Below are 19,129 nucleotides of genomic sequence, written 5' to 3'. Positions count from 1 at the left end.
CTTTGATTTTCATTGAGTATAAGACAAAATTTTGAGAATAAAAAAAAGAAGGAGCCAGCTGAAAAAAACTGGTTCCTTTTATGTTTAAATCACATGACGCTCAAAGGCATCATCTGAAATCCCTTGTTCAAGGATGAGTTTCGCCCATTCTTTAGCAGAAAAGAGGCTGTGATCCTTGTAGTTGCCGCAAGATTCGATGGTTGTTCCAGGGACCTCTTCCCATGTAGTAGTCTCAGCGATTTCCTTGAGTGAATCCTTGATAACAGCCGCAATTTCAGCGCTGGTATGACGCCCCCACATAATCATGTGGAAGCCTGTGCGGCAACCAAATGGTGAACAGTCAATCATGCCGTCAATTCGGGTACGAATGAGTTTTGCCAAGAGGTGCTCGATAGTGTGAAGGCCAGCAGTAGGGATAGAGTCTTCATTGGGTTGCACTAAACGAATATCATAATTGGAGATGACATCTCCCTTTGGACCTGTTTCTTCCCCAATCAAGCGAACATAGGGTGCTTTAACAATGGTGTGGTCAAGTTCAAAACTTTCGACAATAACTTCTTTTGACATGGTAAATCCTTTCAGTTTTCTTCTTTCATTATATCATAAAGGTTGCTCCTGAGACAGAGAGAAAACCTCTCCGAGAGTGGAGAGGTTGAAATCGTTACTTACGATACAAGCGGTCGTATTGGTAGTATGGGTCAAAGGTTACATTGATACCCAATTTGCGAAGGACATTCTTGTCTTCATCGGTTAAGATGATGGTTGAGTGGGCTTCGCTTCCTTTGAGGTTGCCAAGTTCTTCCATAGCGCGGGCAGCATCAGGATTTTCTGTAGCTGTGATAGCAAGTGCAATCAGAATTTCATTTGAATGAAGGCGTGGATTGCGGCTACCCAGATGATCAATTTTAAGACCTTGGATTGGTTTAACAACTTCAGGCTCGATTAGTTTTACTTCCTTGGCAATTTTAGCTGATTTCTTGATGGCGTTGATCAAGGCAGCGGCTGTAGGGCCAAAGAGTTCTGAGTTCTTACCTGTGACGATTTCACCAGTTGGCAATTCAAGGGCTAGGGCTGGTCCGCCAGTTTCTTCTGCTTTTTGACGCGCAACGACAGCAACCTTGCGGTCTGCAGGTGTGATACCGAGGTCGTTCATGAGCAACTCAATTTTCTTGACAGCTGCTTCGCCAACTTTTTCAGCTTTGAAATCAAGAACAGTTTGATAGTAACGACGGATGATTTCTTGTTTAGAAGCTTCGACAGCAGCTTCATCATCTGTAATAGCGAAACCAACCATGTTGACACCCATATCTGTCGGAGAAGCGTAAGGAGATTCACCTAGGATACGTTCTAACATGCGTTTGAGCACTGGGAAAATTTCAATATCACGGTTGTAGTTGACAGTGGTTTCTCCGTAAGTTTGGAGATGGAAGGGGTCAATCATGTTGACATCATCAAGGTCTGCAGTTGCAGCCTCGTAGGCCAAATTGACTGGGTGATGGAGGGGAAGATTCCAAACTGGGAAGGTTTCAAATTTAGCGTAACCAGACTTGATACCATTGATTTGGTCGTGGTACATATTTGACATACAAGTTGCCAATTTTCCAGAACCAGGTCCAGGAGCTGTTACGACAATCAAGTTACGACTGGTTTTGATGTAGTCGTTTTTCCCCATACCTTCTGGAGAAATGATGTGGTCCATATCCGTCGGATATCCTTTGATTGGATAGTGAAGATAAGAATCAATTCCGTTTTTCTCAAGTTGGTTGCGGAAGGCATCTGCAGCTGGTTGGCCAGCGTACTGTGTGATGACCACTGAGCCGACAAAAATTCCCAGTTCATTGAATTTATCAATCAAACGAAGAACTTCTTGGTCATAAGAAATGCCCAAGTCACCACGTGCTTTGGAATGCTCGATGTTGCTAGCATTAATAGCAATCACGACCTCAACCTGCTCTTTCAATTCTTGCAAGAGCTTGATTTTATTGTCAGGCTCATAACCAGGAAGGACACGAGCGGCGTGGAAATCTTCTAACATTTTGCCACCAAACTCCAAGTAGAGCTTGCCGTCAAATTGATTAATGCGCTCCAAAATGTGGTCGCGCTGTAGATTCAAATATTGTTCAGAATTAAAAGCTTGTTTTTTCATTTTTTACCTCTGACCTCTATTATAATAAAAAATTGGAAGTTAGGAAACTATGGAGTTAAAAAAGGAATCAAAAAGATTAGGCAAACGCTTGCACAAAAATCTGAAAAGCGCTATCATAGACTACAGATTATGAAAATAATGAGGTAAGAAGATGCAAGAAAAATGGTGGCACAATGCCGTAGTCTATCAAGTTTATCCTAAGAGCTTTATGGATAGCAACGGAGATGGAATTGGCGATTTGCCAGGAATTACCAGTAAGTTAGACTATCTAGCTAAGTTAGGAATCACAGCGATTTGGCTTTCTCCTGTTTATGACAGTCCTATGGATGATAATGGCTATGATATTGCTGATTATCAAGCGATTGCTGCTATTTTCGGAACTATGGAGGATATGGACCAACTGATTGCGGAAGCTAAGAAGCGTGATATCCGAATTATCATGGACTTGGTGGTCAATCATACCTCAGATGAACATGCTTGGTTTGTCGAGGCCTATGAAAATCCTGACAGCCCTGAGCGAGACTACTATATCTGGCGCGATGAACCTAACGATTTAGACTCTATCTTTAGCGGGTCTGCTTGGGAATATGATGAAAAGTCAGGTCAATACTATCTCCACTTTTTCAGTAAGAAACAGCCGGATCTCAACTGGGAAAATGAAAAACTTCGTCAGAAAATTTATGAGATGATGAACTTCTGGATTGATAAAGGCATTGGTGGTTTCCGCATGGATGTCATTGACATGATTGGGAAAATTCCTGACGAGAAAGTAGTCAATAATGGCCCTATGCTCCATCCCTATCTCAAGGAAATGAATCAGGCGACCTTTGGAGATAAGAATCTCTTGACAGTAGGGGAGACTTGGGGAGCAACTCCAGAGATTGCCAAGCTCTACTCTGATCCAAAGGGGCAAGAATTGTCTATGGTCTTCCAGTTTGAACATATCGGTCTTCAGTATCAGGAAGGGCAACCTAAATGGCACTATCAAAAAGAGCTGAATATCGCTAAGTTGAAAGAGATTTTCAACAAATGGCAGACAGAATTAGGAGTTGAAGACGGTTGGAATTCGCTCTTTTGGAACAATCATGACCTCCCTCGTATCGTCTCAATCTGGGGAAATGACCAAGAATACCGCGAAAAATCTGCCAAAGCCTTTGCAATCTTACTTCATCTCATGAGAGGAACTCCTTATATCTACCAAGGTGAGGAAATTGGCATGACCAACTATCCGTTTGAAACGCTGGACCAAGTAGAAGATATTGAATCTCTCAACTATGCGCGTGAAGCTCTTGAAAAAGGCGTTCCGATGGAAGAAATCATGGACAGTATCCGTGTCATTGGACGTGATAATGCCCGTACCCCAATGCAATGGGACGAAAGCAAAAACGCTGGTTTCTCGACAGGTCAACCTTGGTTAGCAGTGAATCCAAACTATCAAGCAATCAACGTTCAGGAAGCGCTGGCAAATCCAGATTCTATTTTCTACACCTATCAGAAGTTGGTCCAAATTCGCAAGGAGAATAGCTGGCTGATTCGAGCTGACTTTGAATTGCTTGATACGGCTGACAAGGTCTTTGCCTATATCCGTAAAGATGGGGACCGTCGTTTCCTAATCGTGGCTAACTTGTCCAATGAAGAGCAAGACTTGACAGTAGAAGGAAACGTCAAATCGGTCTTAATTGAAAACACCGTGGCTCAAGAAGCATTTGAAAAACAAATCTTAGCTCCATGGGATGCTTTCTGTGTGGAATTACTATAAATATTTTTTACAGAAAAATTTAAAATTGAAATCGTATAAAAACAAGGGAGGACTGTATGAAAGGCAGAAATCCTTTGTTTTTTTATGACCAAAGTTTATAAACTTTCATTCTCAAAATTCAATTAACTTTACAAATTCCCACTATTTTGGTAAAATAAACATATGTTATAAAAACTAACATAAAGGAGAAAGAAGATGAATACAAAAAAGCGTGTCCTTAGTGCAGGCCTGACTTTTGCGGCTGCTTTGCTTTTAGCCGCTTGCGGACAATCAGGTTCAGATACAAAGACTTACTCATCAACCTTTAGTGGAAATCCAACTACATTTAACTATTTGTTAGACTACTACGCTGATAATACAGCTATTATTACTAACCTAGTTGATGGTTTGCTTGAAAACGACAATCATGGAAACCTAGTTCCGTCTTTGGCAGAAGACTGGTCTGTTTCAAGCGACGGTCTGACTTATACCTATAAACTGAGAAAAGATGCCAAATGGTTCACGGCTGACGGTGAAGAGTACGCCCCAGTCAAGGCACAGGATTTTGTGACAGGGATAAAGTACGCAGTGGATAATAAATCACAGGCCATTGACTTGATTCAAAACTCGATCAAGGGATTGAATGATTATATTACAGGAACGGATTCTAACTTTTCTAAGGTTGGTGTGAAGGCCATTGACGACCAGACTGTTGAGTATACTTTGGCACGTCCAGAACCTTACTGGAATTCAAAAACAACCAACAGTATTCTTTTCCCAGTAAATGAAGAGTTTCTAAATTCAAAAGGGAAAGATTTTGGGACCCTATCTCCAGGTAGCATTCTCTACAGTGGACCTTATTTGTTAAAAGATTTCACATCAAAATCATCGATCGAGTATGTGAAAAATCCGCATTACTATGATCATGACAAAGTATCGATTGAACATGTGAAATTGGCTTACTTTGATGGTTCAGACCAAGAATTGACTATCCGTAACTTTGAAAGTGGAGCCTATTCTATCGCTGGGGTTTATCCAAATAGTTCAAACTTTGCTAAGACCAAGGAGAAATATAAGAATAATATCATTTATAGTTTGCAGGACAAGACTTCTTGGTATTTCAATTTCAACGTCAACCGTAAGGCCTACAACCATACATCTAAAACGACAGATGAGCAGAAGAAGTCGACTGAGACAGCTGTATTGAACAAGAACTTCCGTCAAGCGGTGAACTTTGCCTTGGATCGCACAGCTTATTCTGCTCAGTCAAATGGGGAAGAAGCAGCTAGCAAGACTCTTCGTAACACCCTAGTACCTCCGACATTTGTCCAAGTGGGAGACAAGACCTTTGGAGAAGTAGTCGCTTCTAAATTAGTCAACTATGGTACAGAATGGTCAGGTATTAACTTGGCAGATGCTCAGGATGCCTATTTTAACAAAGAAAAAGCCCAAGCAAAATTTGCGGAAGCTAAAAAAGAATTGGCAAGTCAAGGTGTGACTTTCCCCATTCACTTGGATGTTGCAGTTGATCAGACAAGTAAAAATGCTGTGACAGGAATGAACTCAGTTAAGCAGACCCTTGAGTCAGTTTTAGGTGCTGATAACATTGTCATTGATGTTCAGCAACTTTCAACAGATGATTTTAATAACGTAGCCTTCTTAGCACCGACACCAGCTGATCGTGACTATGATTTGAACTTTGATGGTTGGGTAGGTGACTACCAAGATCCGTCAACTTATCTTAATCCTTTCAATGCTGAGGATGGGTTCTACCTCAAGATTTTTGGTCTAGATGCTCAAGAAGATAAAGCTAAGATTGCTAGCTTGAGGCTTGATACTTACACCAAGATGCTCAAAGATGCAGATAGTGAAAATAAAGATGTAGCCAAACGCTATGAAAAATATGCTGAAGCACAGGCTTGGATGATTGACAATTCTCTGATTATGTCAGCCATGTCAAGTGGTGGTACAGCATCTGTAACCAAAGTGACGCCATTTACAAGAGGCTATTCACTGGTCGGCATCAAGGGTGACGGCAATAACTACAAGTACATGAAACTGCAAAAAGATACTGTGACAACCAAACAGTATGAAGAAGCCAAGGCCAAATGGGAGCAAGAAAGCAAAAAAGCAATCGAAAAAGCCCAAAAAGAAGCAGAAAAACATGTGAAATAATGATGAGCAGTTCTATTGGATGATTTTTATAAAGTCGTCCTAATAGGGCTGTTTTTTGCTGTACGGGCTAGTAGTTGTCTAGTTATGTTGAATTGTAAATGAAATACTGTATTAATTTTGATGGTTTAATACTCAATGAAAATCAAAGAGCAACTAGGAAGCTAGCTCAAAGTACAGCTTTGAGGTGGTAGATAGAACTGACGAAGTCAGCTCAAAATACTGTTTTGAGGTTGTAGATGGACGCTGACGTACTTTGAAGAGATTTTCGAAGAGTATAAGTGCTTATGATGTCCAAATAACCTATATCTAAGAATGTTTATAAACTCGCTAAATGTAGAATTTATCGTAAAAAAGTGATATAATAGTAACATTAAATGTATAGGTGTTAATCATGAGTAGACGTTTTAAAAAATCACGTTCACAGAAAGTGAAGCGAAGTGTTAATATAGTTTTGTTGACTATTTATTTATTGTTAGTTGGTTTTTTATTGTTCTTAATCTTTAAGTACAATATACTTGCTTTCAGGCACGTTAATATAGTGGTCGCAGTTTTTGCCGTGATGGTTGCTGTGACTGCCGCAATATTAATAATTTATAAAAAAGCAGAAAAGTTCACGATTTTCTTTTTGACACTAGCTGTTTTAGTGAGTTCAGTTTCTCTATTTACTCTGCAGCAATTTGTAGGATTTACAAGTCATATTAATGCAACTTCAAATTATTCAGAGTATTCTCTCAGCGTCGTCGTTTTAAAGGATAGCGATATCAATAATGTTACCCAATTATCTAGTGTTATGGGGCCAACAGGTACGGATAATGAGAATATTCAAAAGCTAATCGCTGATATTAAGACGAGTCAAAATAAGGATTTGACGGTTGATAAAAGTACTTCTTACTTGTCAACTTATAAAAGTTTGATTTCTGGAGAGGCCAAAGCCATTGTCTTAAATAGTGTATTTGAGAATATTATTGAAGCAGAGTATCCAGATTATGCTTCTAAAATTAAGAAAATTTACACTAAAAAAATGACCAAGGATGTTGAGACCCCTAAGGTATCTAAAGATCGCTTCTTTAATATCTATGTCAGTGGTATTGATACTTACGGTGCCATTAGTTCAGTTTCGCGCTCAGATGTCAATATTCTGATGACGGTCAATAGGGATACGAAGAGAATCCTTCTTACAACAACTCCACGAGATTCATATGTTCCTATTGCTGATGGTGGAAACAATCAAAAGGATAAATTGACTCATGCTGGTATATACGGGGTTGATTCATCTATTCATACCTTAGAGAACCTTTATGGAGTAGATATTAATTATTATGTTCGTTTGAATTTTACCTCATTTTTGAAATTGATTGACTTGTTGGGAGGAGTAGATGTTCATAACGATCAGGAGTTTTCAGTTCTACATGGGAAGTTCCACTTTCCAGTCGGGAATGTCCATCTAGATTCTGAGCAAGCCCTAGGCTTTGTACGTGAACGCTACTCACTAGCCGATGGAGATCGTGACCGTGGTCGGAATCAACAAAAGGTCATTGTAGCAATCATTCAGAAGTTAACTTCTACAGAAGCCTTGAAAAACTATAGTAGTATTCTTCAAGGATTGCAGGATTCTCTTCAAACAAATATGCCGATTGAGACTATGATGGATCTAGTGAATACTCAGTTGGAAAGTGGAGGAAATTATAAAGTAAATTCTCAAGATTTAAAAGGGACAGGTCGGATGGATCTTCCTTCTTATGCAATGCCAGACAGTAACCTCTATATGATGGAAATAGATGAGAGTAGTTTAGCTACAGTCAAGGCAGCTATACAGGATGTGATGGAGGGTAGATGAAATGATAGACATCCATTCGCATATCGTTTTTGATGTAGATGATGGGCCAAAGTCGATAGAGGATAGCAAGGCACTTTTAAGAGAAGCTTATAATCAAGGGGTTCGAATGATTGTGTCTACTTCACATCGTCGAAAAGGAATGTTTGAAACTCCAGAAGAAAAAATTGCAACAAATTTTATTAAGGTTCGTGAAATTGCAAAAGAAGTAGCAGATGATTTAGTCATTGCTTATGGCGCAGAGATATACTATACTTCGGATGTTCTAGAAAAGCTAGAAAAAAAAGAAATTCCTACCCTTAATGATAGCCGTTATGCTTTGATTGAGTTTAGCATGCATACTCCCTATCGTGAGATTCATACGGGATTGAGTAATATTTTGATGTTGGGAATCACACCAGTAATTGCTCATATTGAACGTTATGATGCTTTAGAGGATAATGAAAAACGTGTTCGTGAACTGATTGATATGGGTTGCTATACTCAGATAAATAGCTATCATGTTTTAAAACCTAAGCTCTTTGGTGAAAGATATAAATTTATGAAAAAGAGAGCTCGGTATTTTTTGGAACGTGATTTAGTTCATGTAGTTGCAAGTGACATGCACAATTTAGACAGTAGACCTCCATATATGGAACAGGCATACGATATCATTGCTAAGAAATATGGAGCGAAAAAAGCGAAGGAACTTTTTGTAGAAAATCCCAGAAAAATTATAATGGATCAATTAATTTAGGAGAAAATATGAAAGATCAAAAAACTTTGGAAATCGATGTATTTCAACTATTCAGAACTTTATGGAAAAGAAAGTTAGTCATTTTATTAGTGGCAATTATAACTTCTTCAGTTGCTTTTGCCTACAGTACTTTTGTTATCAAACCTGAGTTTACTAGTACGACTCGGATTTATGTAGTTAACCGTAATCAAGGAGAGAAGTCTGGTTTAACAAATCAAGACTTGCAGGCAGGATCGTACTTGGTTAAAGACTATCGTGAAATTATCCTATCGCAGGATGTTTTGGAGAAAGTTGTTTCTGATTTAAAACTAGATTTGACGCCAAAAGGTTTGGCTAATAAAATTAAAGTGACAGTACCAGTTGATACCCGTATTGTCTCTATTTCAGTTAATGATCGAGTTCCTGAAGAGGCAAGCCGTATCGCTAACTCTTTGAGAGAAGTAGCTGCTCAAAAAATTATCAGTATTACTCGTGTTTCTGATGTGACAACACTGGAGGAGGCAAGACCGGCGGTATCACCGTCTTCGCCAAATATTAAACGCAATACACTAATTGGTTTTTTGGCAGGGGTGATTGGAACCAGTGTTATAGTTCTTCTTCTTGAACTTTTAGACACTCGTGTAAAACGTCCGGAAGATATCGAAGATGCACTGCAGATCACACTTTTAGGAGTTGTACCAAACTTGGATAAGTTGAAATAGGAGAGAGAGATGCCGACATTAGAAATAGCACAAAAAAAACTGGAGTTCATTAAGAAGACAGAAGAATATTACAATGCCTTGTGTACAAATATACAGTTGAGCGGAGATAAACTAAAAGTGATTTCCGTTACTTCTGTTAATCCTGGGGAAGGAAAATCAACTACTTCCATAAATATAGCATGGTCGTTTGCGCGTGCAGGCTATAAAACTCTTTTGATCGATGGCGATATTCGAAATTCAGTTATGTCAGGAGTTTTTAAATCTCGTGAAAAAATTACAGGGCTAACGGAATTTTTATCTGGGACAACTGATTTATCTCACGGTTTATGTGATACAAATATTGAAAATTTATTTGTAGTTCAATCCGGTTCTGTATCACCAAATCCTACAGCCTTGTTACAAAGTAAGAATTTTAATGATATGATTGAAACATTGCGTAAATATTTTGATTATATCATTGTTGATACAGCACCTATTGGATTTGTTATTGATGCAGCAATTATCACTCAAAAGTGTGATGCGTCCATCTTGGTAACTGCAATGGGTGAGGCGAATAAGCGTGATGTCCAAAAAGCGAAACAACAATTAGAGCAAACAGGAAAACCATTTTTAGGTGTCGTTCTCAATAAATTTGATATTCAACGTGAAAAATATGGCTCTTACGGTGGCTATGGTAATTATGGTAAAAGATAAAATGAGGTTAGGGAGGCCATATAGAAGGACGGGATTTCTATAATATAACTATGGTAATCTTATAGAATGTACCTGTTAGTTTACTAGCTTATATACTGATTGCAATTTCAGAGACCGATATTTCTTCAAATAATATTCGGTCTGTTTGGAAGAACAATTGAACTGAGCCTTCTAATGCATTATTGAGAACTCATATATTACTGAAACAAATAACTTTTCTTTAGGTGGAGAAAAGTTTTATCTGACATAGAGGATAAAAGAATTATATCTCTGAGAATCATTGAGTAACAAAATATATATTGATTTTTTGTAGTTGCATGTGCTGCCTGATTTCATTTGCCGAATGGAAATAAAATGAAAAATGAAAATGGAATTTATAGTTGGAGAATGTTTATGTACAGTATAATAAAACGATTAGGTGATATTTTATTATCTTTAATAGGGATAATGATATTGTGTCCGATTTTTATGATAATTGCAATTGCGATTAAGCTTGATTCAGAAGGTCCGGTTATATTTAAGCAAAAACGCTTTGGTATTCATAAAGAATATTTCTATATTTTGAAATTTAGGTCTATGAAAATAGATGCACCTAAAAATGTGGCACCTCGAAACTTACATAATCCAGAGCAATGGATTACAAAAGTAGGGGCTTTCTTGCGAAAAACATCTTTGGATGAACTACCACAATTGTTTAATATTCTTATTGGTAATATGAGTATTGTAGGCCCTAGACCAGCGGGTATAAATGAACTAGATTTGATTGCAGAGAGAGATAAGTATGGAGCAAATGATATCTTGCCAGGGTTAACTGGATGGGCACAAATTAACGGGCGTGATACTTTATCTGTTGAAATGAAGACAGAGTTAGATGGCTACTATGTTAAACATCTGTCTTTGATAATGGATATTAGATGTATAGTTAAGACAATACCTTACGTACTGAAACGAAAAGGTATTGTAGAGGGTAGTGGTAAGAAAGAAAGTTAAATTGGACAATGAAAATACTATTTGTTTGCCAACATTATAAGCCGGAACCATTCAGGTTGTCAGATATTTGCGAAGATTTAGTCCGAAAAGGACATGAGGTATCTGTTTTAGCTGGGATTCCTAATTACCCTGAAGGGAAAATATACGCAGACTATCGTCATAATAAAAAAAGACGTGAGATTATAGAAGGTGTTACGATCTATCGTTCTTACACAATTCCTAGGAAGAAAAGTGTTGTATTTCGATTGTTGAACTATTTTAGCTTTGCAATTAGTTCTACTTTAGGAGTTTTATTAGGAAAGTATAAAACGAAAGATGGATCGAATTTTGACTGTGTGTTCGTTAATCAATTGTCTCCAGTTATGATGGCATGGGCTGGTATGGCTTATAAAAACAAGTACAAGAAGCCTCTGTTTCTATATTGTATGGATGTTTGGCCAGATAGTTTAACTGTAGGGGGAGTGAAACAAGATGGCTTGATTTTCAAGTTGTTTAAATTTATCTCAAAAAAAGTTTATCGAGCTAGTGATTATATATTTGTAACTAGTCCATCATTTAAGAATTATTTTGTGAAACAATTTGATATATTAGAACAAAAGATTACTTATTTGCCACAATATGCAGAAGATCTGTTTATCCCTGATGAATCGAAAGTTAATAAAGAAAGTGTTGACTTAACTTTTGCTGGTAATATTGGTAAAGCACAAAATTTGGAAACTATTTTGAAAGCTGCCAGCTTGATAGAAAAGAATGCTGATTTACCCAAGAAAATTCATTTTCATTTTGTTGGAGATGGTACGGAATTGTTAAGAATGAAAGCATTAGCTTATGAATTGGAGTTGAAGAATGTTTCCTTTTATGGAAGACGTTCTTTGGAAGAAATGCCTACCTTCTATAAAAAATCAGATGCTATGTTAGTTTCTTTAATAGGAGACTCGATAGTTTCTCGTACTATACCTGGGAAGGTACAATCTTATATGGCGGCAGGGAAACCAATTATAGGTGCAATTTCAGGAGATACTAAAACAATTATAGAAGAAGCAAAGTGTGGTTTTGTCAGTCCTGAACAAGATGCGGAACAATTAGCACAAAATATTTGTGAGTTCAGCATGTTATCTGTAGAAGAACAAAAGGAGTTAGGAAAGCAAGCTCGTTATTACTATGAGAAGCACTTTTCTAAAGAGCAGTTTATGGCACAGTTAGAAAATTATTTGAGAGAGGAATTTTCCTCATGAGAATTTTAATGATTAATAGTGTTTGTGGTATTAGGAGTACAGGAAGAATTTGTACGGATATCGCAACCGCTTTAACAAAAAAGGGTCATGAAGTTAAGATTGCATATGGACGTGAGCATGTGCCGACACAGTATAGAGATTACGCGGTTAAGATAGGGTCTGGAATGGATGTAAATAGGCATGTCTTACAAGCTCGAATTTTTGATGATGCTGGTTTTGGAAGTAAAGCGGCAACTAGGAAATTTATCACTTGGGTGAAAGAATATAATCCTGATATCATTCATCTTCATAATCTACATGGCTACTATATTCATGTAGGAGAATTATTTTCCTATTTAAAGACATGTGGAAAGAAGATTTTATGGACTTTACATGATTGTTGGGCTTTTACGGGACATGGTGCTTACTTTGATACTTTAGAATGTGAGAAAAATGGACGGTGCTATCATTCAAGTCAAAAAAACGATTATCCAAAGTCATTAACTGATTTTTCATCTAGAAATTTTAAACGTAAAAAACAATTGTTTACAGGGATTCCAAATTTAACGCTTATTACGCCATCGGAGTGGTTGGCAAATTTGGTAAGAAATTCATTTTTGAAAGAATATCCCGTAACAGTCATTCATAATGGTATTGATACTACTATATTTAAACCAAGGCTATTAGAGGCTAAGAAACTGAGAAAAAAATTCCGCTTAGAAGGAAAACAGGTATTGCTTGGTATAGCTTCTATCTGGGATCAGCGTAAAGGCTTGGATGATTTATTAGAATTATCTGCACAGCTAAAATCTTATCAACAATTAGTTTTGATAGGGTTATCAAAAGAACAATTGAATAAACTTCCTAAAGAGATTATTGGTCTGGCCACAACAGATAGTGTGGAAGAACTTTCTGCTTGGTACACATTGGCAGATGTATTTATCAACCCGACAACACAGGATAATTATCCGACAACTAATTTAGAAGCTATTGCCTGTGGGACACCAGTTGTGAGCTACCCAACTGGGGGGAGTATAGAAAGTACACATATGTACGGTATAGTGTGTAGTGATAGAACTGTTACTTCTATACTAGAATCCCTAAAAGAAGTGAGTCAATGTAAAAGAAATCCTAATTTTAATTTGTCAAAAGAGTATTTTGTGGAAAATATACTCAATTTATACTAGTGGAACTGGAGTTGATATGATAAAGATTTTATACGTTAACGGCGGGACTATGGATAGAGGCGGTGTATCTACCTTTATGATGAATGTTTATGAAAAAATGCATTCTGAAAAAATTCAAATTGATTTTTTAGTCCATACATTGTCCAAAGGTGTACGCGATGAAGATATTTTAAATCTTGGGGGTAAAATCTTTAGAGTTCCTGCCAGAGGAAAGAATCCTCTAAAAAATTATCGCCAAATTAAACAAATTATGTTGGATGGAAATTATGATGTAGTTCATGCGCATGCTGATGCAGGAAATAGTACAATCTTATCTATTGCAAAAGAGTGTGATATTCCTATTCGTATTTCACATTGCCATAATACAAACTATACAAACAAAAGTTTATTAAAGAAGTTTTTGAATGAGCAACTCAAGAAGCAAATTCCTAGATATGCTACTCATCTATGGGCTTGTTCGGAAAAAGCAGGAGAGTGGTTGTATGGGAATCACTCTTTTGAAGTTATTCCTAATGCTATTGATGTTCAAAAGTTCATCTATAGTCCACAACTATCTAAAGATTTACGTAAGGAATTAAATTTAGAAAATAAATTTGTTATTGGCCATGTGGGGCGATTTGATTATCAGAAGAACCATGATTTTCTTCTTAAAGTTTTTGCGGAAGTTGTACATGAAAGAGAAGATGCTCATCTCGTTCTGATTGGTAAGGGAGAATTGGAAGAGGTTATTAAAAAGCAAGCAAATCAATTAGGAATATTGGATAAGATTAGTTTTTTAGGTGAGTCTTCTAATGTGAACAAATTGATTAATGTATTTGATGTAGGTGTTTTCCCATCTCTTTTTGAAGGTTTTAGTATAGCTATGGTAGAGATGCAAGTCAACGGTTTACCATTAGTAGTTTCTGATACTGTTCCAAGTGAGATTAATTTAACTGATAATATACGTTTTTTATCATTGGATGAAACAGTTAAATATTGGTGTGAAACGATTTTGGAGATCAAAGAACGGGATACTGGGGCAGTTGATAAAATTATTGCTAAGGGTTATAACCTGTCTGATATGGTTAATAAGTTAACAAAAACTTATGAAAGAATTCTAGATAAATCATGAAAAAAGTATTATTTGTAACTAATATTCCATCGCCTTATCGTGTGGATTTCTATAATCAACTTGGGAAATTTGTAGATTTAACTGTTATTTTTGAAGCAACAGGAGCTCAAGATATTAGATTTGATTACCGTGAGACTTTTAAAAATTTTACCGCCATTTTTTTAAGTGAAGGTAATATTGATGAGAAGAAATTAAATTCAGCTATATTTCAGTATTTAATTCCTGAAAAATATGACTATATTTTTTTGACTAATTATTCTTATCGAACAGAATTATTTGGTTATTTAAAGTGTGTTTTTTCTAAGATACCGTTTGTATTAGAAATTGATGGTGGTAAGATACCAGAAAGCGAGAATTTTTTAAAATACCAGTTTAAAAAATTTATTCTTACAAAACCTTGCTATTATTTTAGCCCAAGTCAGTCCAGTGATGATTTCTTAGCGCATTATCATGTGAATAAAGAAAATATTTATCGGTATTCATTTACTTCCTTGTCAGAGAAAGACATACGATATCAAATTGTCGATGAGAAAGAAAAACAATTTTTAAGAAAGAAACTGGGATTCAGTCCAACTAAGAAAACAATTTTATTTGTTGGTAGAATCATCCCTGGTAAAGGTGTGGATGTTCTAATCAAGGCTGTTCAGAATTTATCAGACAATGTACAATGTTTAATTGTAGGGCCAAGTCCCGATAGTGAATACAAACAATACTTGCTTACTCTTATTGGACAAGATAGCCGTTTTCATTTTATTGATTTTTTACAGACATCTGAACTGAAACAATACTACAAGCTATCTGATATATTTGTTTTACCAACAAAGTCGGATGTTTGGGGACTTGTTGTAAACGAGGCAATGTCGCAGGGACTTCCTGTTATTTCTACATCTGCATGTGTTGCTGCAATTGAACTTGTTTCGAATGGTTATAATGGATATGTTATTGATAGGGTCGATGACTGGAAAGCTATTTTTCAAAAGTTAAGCCAAGTATTACAAGATGACTCATTACGAGTTCAATTATCTCAAAATGCTTTATCTACCATTAGAAACTACACTATCGAAACAATGGTTGAAGAGCATTTGAAATTTATGGAGGAAAAATGAGGATATCTATTGCAATGACAACCTATAATGGAGCAGATTATCTGCTAGAGCAGCTAGAATCGCTTCGTACTCAGAGTTTAATGGCTGATGAAGTTATTATTGTTGATGATTGTTCAACAGATAATACAGTTGATTTACTTAATATGTATATTCAGAAGTATCATCTCGATCATTGGATATTGATTAAAAACTCATCTAATATAGGTTGGAGAAAAAACTTTAGAAAAGCGCTTCAAAAGACAACAGGAGATGTAGTTTTTCTTTGTGATCAAGATGATATTTGGAATAAAGATAAAATTTCACTGATGGTAAAAGAGTTTCATAAATCGCCATCAATAGAACTATTGGCTAGTAACTATGAGATTCTCGATTTTGGTAGAAATGATAAAGTCAAGATTAAGGATGTTGAGTTAGATAATGGTGCTGTAGTCCCGTTTTCGTTAAAAAACAAGAGTATTTCTGTTATGAGACCAGGATGTACTTTTGCAGTTAAGCGTGAGTTAATAGTTCTGTTAGAAAAGTATGATATAGATAGATTTGGCCATGATAATATTTTATGGAATCTAGCTATGATAAGAGGAACTCTATATCTATACTTAAAACGCTTAATACATTTTCGTCGCCACGAAACAAGTGCTTCTGCTCCTAAGCAATCTCTTAATCGTGAACGGCGAGTTGTTGAAGTGGATACGAGTCATCAAATTGCAGTTTTCTTACTTGATGTGGCTCGTAAAGAACATTTAGATATAAAAATAATTTCTCAACTTGAAAATATGGCAATGGTTCTTGAGAGACGTAGAGATATTTTAAAAGATGGTACTCTGATGCAAATAGTTCATTTCCAATTGAAGTATTATACTTATTATCCTACATTCCGCAATTTATTATCGGATATATTAGTGTTTTTGAAAAAATAATGAGAGAGAAGAGTTTTGAGTAAAATTTCTAAAAATTATCTATATAACTTAATTTATCAAGTGGTAGTTTTAATATTGCCACTATTGATTACTCCATATGTTGCTAGAGTATTAGGCGCACACCAGTTAGGAATTTATGATTATGTCAATTCAATCGTTACTTTGGTTTACACTTTAGGTTTATTAGGTATTGGTCACTATGGAAATCGCGAATGTGCCTATACTAGAGATAATAAAGAGGAACTATCAGAGGCATTTTGGAGTATTTTAGCTATTCAGATTATTTTAGGATTTTTTTCACTATTCTTCTTATACATTTTTTCTAACATAAATTCAAATTATCAAGTTTATTTTCAGCTGTTCTCTATTTGGCTTTTCGGATCTATTCTTGACTGTACTTGGTTCTATCGTGGCTTAGAGGAAATGCAGTATGTTGTCTTAAAAAACATTATTGCTAAGTTATTATTTACGATAGCGACCTTCTTATTTGTAAAAAGCGAAACAGATTTAACTCTATATGTACTCATATATGGACTCTCTGTTTTAGTAGCTAATTTATCAGCTTATAGTCAACTAAGGATGTTTATTAGTAGACCAAAGATAAATATTCATCGTTTTACGGAGATTATTTTAGGGAGTCTCAAACTATTTTTACCAAGTATCATCATGCAAATTATGTTATCTGCTGATAAAATTGTTCTAGGGTCTTTAAGTTCGGGAATCAGCAATGTTTCTTACTATAGTAATGCAGAGAAGATTATACAGATACCACTTTCTTTAATAGTAGTATTAAATTCTGTTATGATGCCCCGAATAGCAAATGAATTTCGTAATAGACGGTTAGACAATATGAAAAAGTATTTGATAACTGCAGCTGAATTTTCTTTGTTCTTAGCTGTTCCATTGTCGATTGGCCTTTATGCTATTGCAGATACTTTTGTTCCGTGGTTTTTAGGCGAAAGTTTTATGCCATCTATAGATGCTCTTAAATGGCTTGCTCCTATTGCTGTTGGCAATGCTTTACTAGGAGTCTCAGGTAGTCAGTATTTTGTTGCAGTTAATAAAACAAAAGTCTTATTCTTTTCTAATACTTTAGCTGCAATTTTAAATATTCTATTAGATTTGTTACTTGCTCCAATGTTTGGAGTAGTAGGTGTTTGTTTAGCGACTATAGTATCACTTACTTCTTCTGTTATAGTTCAATACTATATAATGTCAAAGGATATACCTGTTTTACCTATTTTGAAGTCATTATTTAAATATCTTATTTATTCTATGATAATGGGGATAATTATTATTGTTCCCTTCAGAGGATATCCAGCAAATTATGGAACAACTATTAAGCAAATCGTTCTTGGGATAGTAGTTTACTTTGGCTTGAGCTTGTTGACGCGAGATGTATTTGTTTTTCAAGCATTAGATTTTGTAAAGAAAGGATTCAAAAAAAGTAGATGATTTCAGCTTTATTTTATATAAGTTTTTTAACAAATCTATTAGTCGTTGTCAATAGGATGCGTATAAATTTCCTAGCCTTTTTATCTTGGTTGATTTTGTTTTTAATCTATGCAGGAAATATCCGAGAAGGATTTTCAGATTTAACTCATTATCGTGCAAGATATGCTGTAGGAAAAAGTAGTCTGTATTTTTCAGACCATGCGTATAATTTTTTTGCAGATTGGTTTTCACATCACTCCATCTCTTTTCAAGTTTTTTTAGCATGTATTTTCCTTTTCTCCTCAGCATGTTTCTATTTTGTTGCTAAAAAATTGAATTGTAATTATAATCTTCTGATTTTATTATTATCTCTTTTTTATTTCTTTTATACTTTAGAAGTTCTAAGATTCTTTTTAGCAGCTAGTGTAGCACTTATAGCACACTATTATCTTTCACAAAATCATCGATTCATATTCATAGGATTGATGTTCATAGCGTTTCTGTTTCATGGATCTATTATTTATTTCTTACCATTTGTTATTTTTTATAGACAAAAAAATACTAGTAAGATGCTATGGGCATTGGTATTTATATCTACAGTGTTAATTATTATTAATCTATTGGTAGGTAATAATTCTAGCTACTTGACTAAAATATTTGAACTGCTAGGGAGTGAGGCAACCAAAAGTCGTGTTATGTATTATACAGCGAAATCGACTCGTCTTGGTTTTATATTATATGATAGTTACTATGTTTTTAATCTACTAATTAGTATTAACCTCAGAAAGATTGCAAAAACAGTTTCAAATGTCCCTCAGGAAGTGACCAATTTTATAAACTTGGCGTATCAACATAGCATTTTTAGTACAATTTTTTTACCCCTAATTATGTTTAGTACAGCATTTACTCGCTATTTAATTTTTACTGTTGTTTTAAATTTTATAGCCATTGCAGCTTTACAACCATTTATGCAACGATCATTTATAAAATTAAAGAACGGACTTTATATTATTTTCGGAGTTGTAGGTGCTACTTGTTTTTGGTGGTATCTAAGAGAAAATGTTCTCTATTTTTATGAGGCGCTTTTGCCAAATTTATTTAACTGATTTTGATTTTATATTCTTTATGTCTGTACTTTGCAAACATT

Annotated in this window: 16 protein-coding genes; 14 read left to right on the top strand and 2 right to left on the bottom strand. The window is 35.6% G+C overall.

Annotation, left to right across the window (positions count from 1 at the left end; genetic code table 11):
- Positions 1 to 84 precede the first annotated feature (84 nt).
- Together HMPREF1048_RS06065 and HMPREF1048_RS06060 are read right to left on the bottom strand one after the other, a co-directional pair.
- The gene (locus HMPREF1048_RS06065; RefSeq protein WP_000032564.1) at positions 85 to 567 is read right to left on the bottom strand and encodes an S-ribosylhomocysteine lyase; all 483 of its coding nucleotides are present in this window, start codon (positions 565 to 567) and stop codon (positions 85 to 87) included.
- 94 nt (positions 568 to 661) lie between these two features.
- Entirely contained in the window at positions 662 to 2,146 is a 1,485-nt protein-coding gene (locus HMPREF1048_RS06060; RefSeq protein ID WP_000743561.1) for a DUF1846 domain-containing protein, read from the bottom strand.
- Positions 2,147 to 2,297: 151 nt separating this feature from the next.
- Here HMPREF1048_RS06060 and HMPREF1048_RS06055 point away from each other — a divergent pair, with 151 nt between their 5' ends.
- From HMPREF1048_RS06055 to HMPREF1048_RS05990, 14 genes are all read left to right on the top strand, one after another.
- Positions 2,298 to 3,905 (top strand): glycoside hydrolase family 13 protein, encoded by a 1,608-nt coding sequence (locus HMPREF1048_RS06055; protein WP_001156804.1) that lies wholly within the window; start codon positions 2,298 to 2,300, stop codon positions 3,903 to 3,905.
- Between the two features lie 195 nt (positions 3,906 to 4,100).
- Complete coding sequence (locus tag HMPREF1048_RS06050) at positions 4,101 to 6,059, top strand: peptide ABC transporter substrate-binding protein (protein WP_001093129.1); 1,959 nt, start codon at positions 4,101 to 4,103, stop codon at positions 6,057 to 6,059.
- A gap of 391 nt (positions 6,060 to 6,450) precedes the next feature.
- Complete coding sequence (gene cpsA / locus HMPREF1048_RS06045; protein WP_000091088.1) at positions 6,451 to 7,896, top strand: LCP family glycopolymer transferase CpsA; 1,446 nt, start codon at positions 6,451 to 6,453, stop codon at positions 7,894 to 7,896.
- A gap of 1 nt (position 7,897) precedes the next feature.
- Entirely contained in the window at positions 7,898 to 8,629 is a 732-nt protein-coding gene (gene cps4B, locus HMPREF1048_RS06040; RefSeq protein WP_000565323.1) for a capsular polysaccharide biosynthesis protein Cps4B, read from the top strand.
- Between the two features lie 8 nt (positions 8,630 to 8,637).
- The gene (cpsC, locus tag HMPREF1048_RS06035; protein WP_000654816.1) at positions 8,638 to 9,330 is read left to right on the top strand and encodes a capsular polysaccharide biosynthesis protein CpsC; all 693 of its coding nucleotides are present in this window, start codon (positions 8,638 to 8,640) and stop codon (positions 9,328 to 9,330) included.
- 9 nt (positions 9,331 to 9,339) lie between these two features.
- Positions 9,340 to 10,023 carry a tyrosine-protein kinase gene (locus HMPREF1048_RS06030; RefSeq protein ID WP_001142517.1) on the top strand — a complete coding sequence of 228 codons (684 nt, stop codon included), beginning with the start codon at positions 9,340 to 9,342 and terminating at the stop codon, positions 10,021 to 10,023.
- 354 nt (positions 10,024 to 10,377) lie between these two features.
- Positions 10,378 to 11,013, top strand: a complete 636-nt coding sequence (gene cps4E, locus HMPREF1048_RS06025) for a capsular polysaccharide biosynthesis protein Cps4E (RefSeq protein WP_000787302.1) — start codon at positions 10,378 to 10,380, stop codon at positions 11,011 to 11,013.
- Positions 11,014 to 11,021: 8 nt separating this feature from the next.
- A complete protein-coding gene (locus HMPREF1048_RS06020) occupies positions 11,022 to 12,248 on the top strand; it encodes a glycosyltransferase family 4 protein (RefSeq protein ID WP_004248660.1) in 1,227 nt (408 codons plus the stop codon).
- Positions 12,249 to 12,256: 8 nt separating this feature from the next.
- On the top strand, positions 12,257 to 13,414 hold the full coding sequence (locus HMPREF1048_RS06015) for a glycosyltransferase (RefSeq protein WP_232616441.1): 1,158 nt from the start codon (positions 12,257 to 12,259) through the stop codon (positions 13,412 to 13,414).
- Between the two features lie 16 nt (positions 13,415 to 13,430).
- A complete protein-coding gene (locus HMPREF1048_RS06010; RefSeq protein WP_000590692.1) occupies positions 13,431 to 14,525 on the top strand; it encodes a glycosyltransferase family 1 protein in 1,095 nt (364 codons plus the stop codon).
- Entirely contained in the window at positions 14,522 to 15,631 is a 1,110-nt protein-coding gene (locus HMPREF1048_RS06005; RefSeq protein ID WP_000756508.1) for a glycosyltransferase family 4 protein, read from the top strand. Before HMPREF1048_RS06010 ends, HMPREF1048_RS06005 begins: the two co-directional genes overlap by 4 nt.
- Entirely contained in the window at positions 15,628 to 16,548 is a 921-nt protein-coding gene (locus HMPREF1048_RS06000; RefSeq protein ID WP_001222838.1) for a glycosyltransferase family 2 protein, read from the top strand. The genes HMPREF1048_RS06005 and HMPREF1048_RS06000 overlap by 4 nt, the downstream gene beginning before the upstream one ends.
- A 15-nt stretch (positions 16,549 to 16,563) precedes the next feature.
- Positions 16,564 to 18,003 carry a flippase gene (locus HMPREF1048_RS05995; protein ID WP_000036537.1) on the top strand — a complete coding sequence of 480 codons (1,440 nt, stop codon included), beginning with the start codon at positions 16,564 to 16,566 and terminating at the stop codon, positions 18,001 to 18,003.
- Entirely contained in the window at positions 18,000 to 19,088 is a 1,089-nt protein-coding gene (locus HMPREF1048_RS05990; RefSeq protein WP_000622251.1) for an EpsG family protein, read from the top strand. The genes HMPREF1048_RS05995 and HMPREF1048_RS05990 overlap by 4 nt, the downstream gene beginning before the upstream one ends.
- The last annotated feature ends 41 nt before the right edge of the window (positions 19,089 to 19,129 follow it).

Source organism: Streptococcus mitis SK575 (assembly GCF_000257865.1).
Classification (GTDB): domain Bacteria; phylum Bacillota; class Bacilli; order Lactobacillales; family Streptococcaceae; genus Streptococcus; species Streptococcus mitis_CQ.
Note: the sequence above shows the minus strand (reverse complement) of the source record. Positions and strands in the feature narration are given on the sequence as shown.

Excerpts from the sequence above, each read along its gene's own strand:
- cps4E (WP_000787302.1), top strand. The coding sequence starts at position 10,378 with ATGAAAAATGAAAATGGAATTTATAGTTGGAGAATGTTTATGTACAGT.
- cpsA (WP_000091088.1), top strand. The coding sequence starts at position 6,451 with ATGAGTAGACGTTTTAAAAAATCACGTTCACAGAAAGTGAAGCGAAGT.
- HMPREF1048_RS06055 (WP_001156804.1), top strand. The coding sequence starts at position 2,298 with ATGCAAGAAAAATGGTGGCACAATGCCGTAGTCTATCAAGTTTATCCT.
- HMPREF1048_RS06050 (WP_001093129.1), top strand. The coding sequence starts at position 4,101 with ATGAATACAAAAAAGCGTGTCCTTAGTGCAGGCCTGACTTTTGCGGCT.
- cpsC (WP_000654816.1), top strand. The coding sequence starts at position 8,638 with ATGAAAGATCAAAAAACTTTGGAAATCGATGTATTTCAACTATTCAGA.
- HMPREF1048_RS06065 (WP_000032564.1), bottom strand. The coding sequence starts at position 567 with ATGTCAAAAGAAGTTATTGTCGAAAGTTTTGAACTTGACCACACCATT.
- HMPREF1048_RS05990 (WP_000622251.1), top strand. The coding sequence starts at position 18,000 with ATGATTTCAGCTTTATTTTATATAAGTTTTTTAACAAATCTATTAGTC.
- HMPREF1048_RS06020 (WP_004248660.1), top strand. The coding sequence starts at position 11,022 with ATGAAAATACTATTTGTTTGCCAACATTATAAGCCGGAACCATTCAGG.
- HMPREF1048_RS06030 (WP_001142517.1), top strand. The coding sequence starts at position 9,340 with ATGCCGACATTAGAAATAGCACAAAAAAAACTGGAGTTCATTAAGAAG.
- HMPREF1048_RS06010 (WP_000590692.1), top strand. The coding sequence starts at position 13,431 with ATGATAAAGATTTTATACGTTAACGGCGGGACTATGGATAGAGGCGGT.
- HMPREF1048_RS06015 (WP_232616441.1), top strand. The coding sequence starts at position 12,257 with ATGATTAATAGTGTTTGTGGTATTAGGAGTACAGGAAGAATTTGTACG.
- HMPREF1048_RS06005 (WP_000756508.1), top strand. The coding sequence starts at position 14,522 with ATGAAAAAAGTATTATTTGTAACTAATATTCCATCGCCTTATCGTGTG.
- cps4B (WP_000565323.1), top strand. The coding sequence starts at position 7,898 with ATGATAGACATCCATTCGCATATCGTTTTTGATGTAGATGATGGGCCA.
- HMPREF1048_RS06060 (WP_000743561.1), bottom strand. The coding sequence starts at position 2,146 with ATGAAAAAACAAGCTTTTAATTCTGAACAATATTTGAATCTACAGCGC.
- HMPREF1048_RS06000 (WP_001222838.1), top strand. The coding sequence starts at position 15,628 with ATGAGGATATCTATTGCAATGACAACCTATAATGGAGCAGATTATCTG.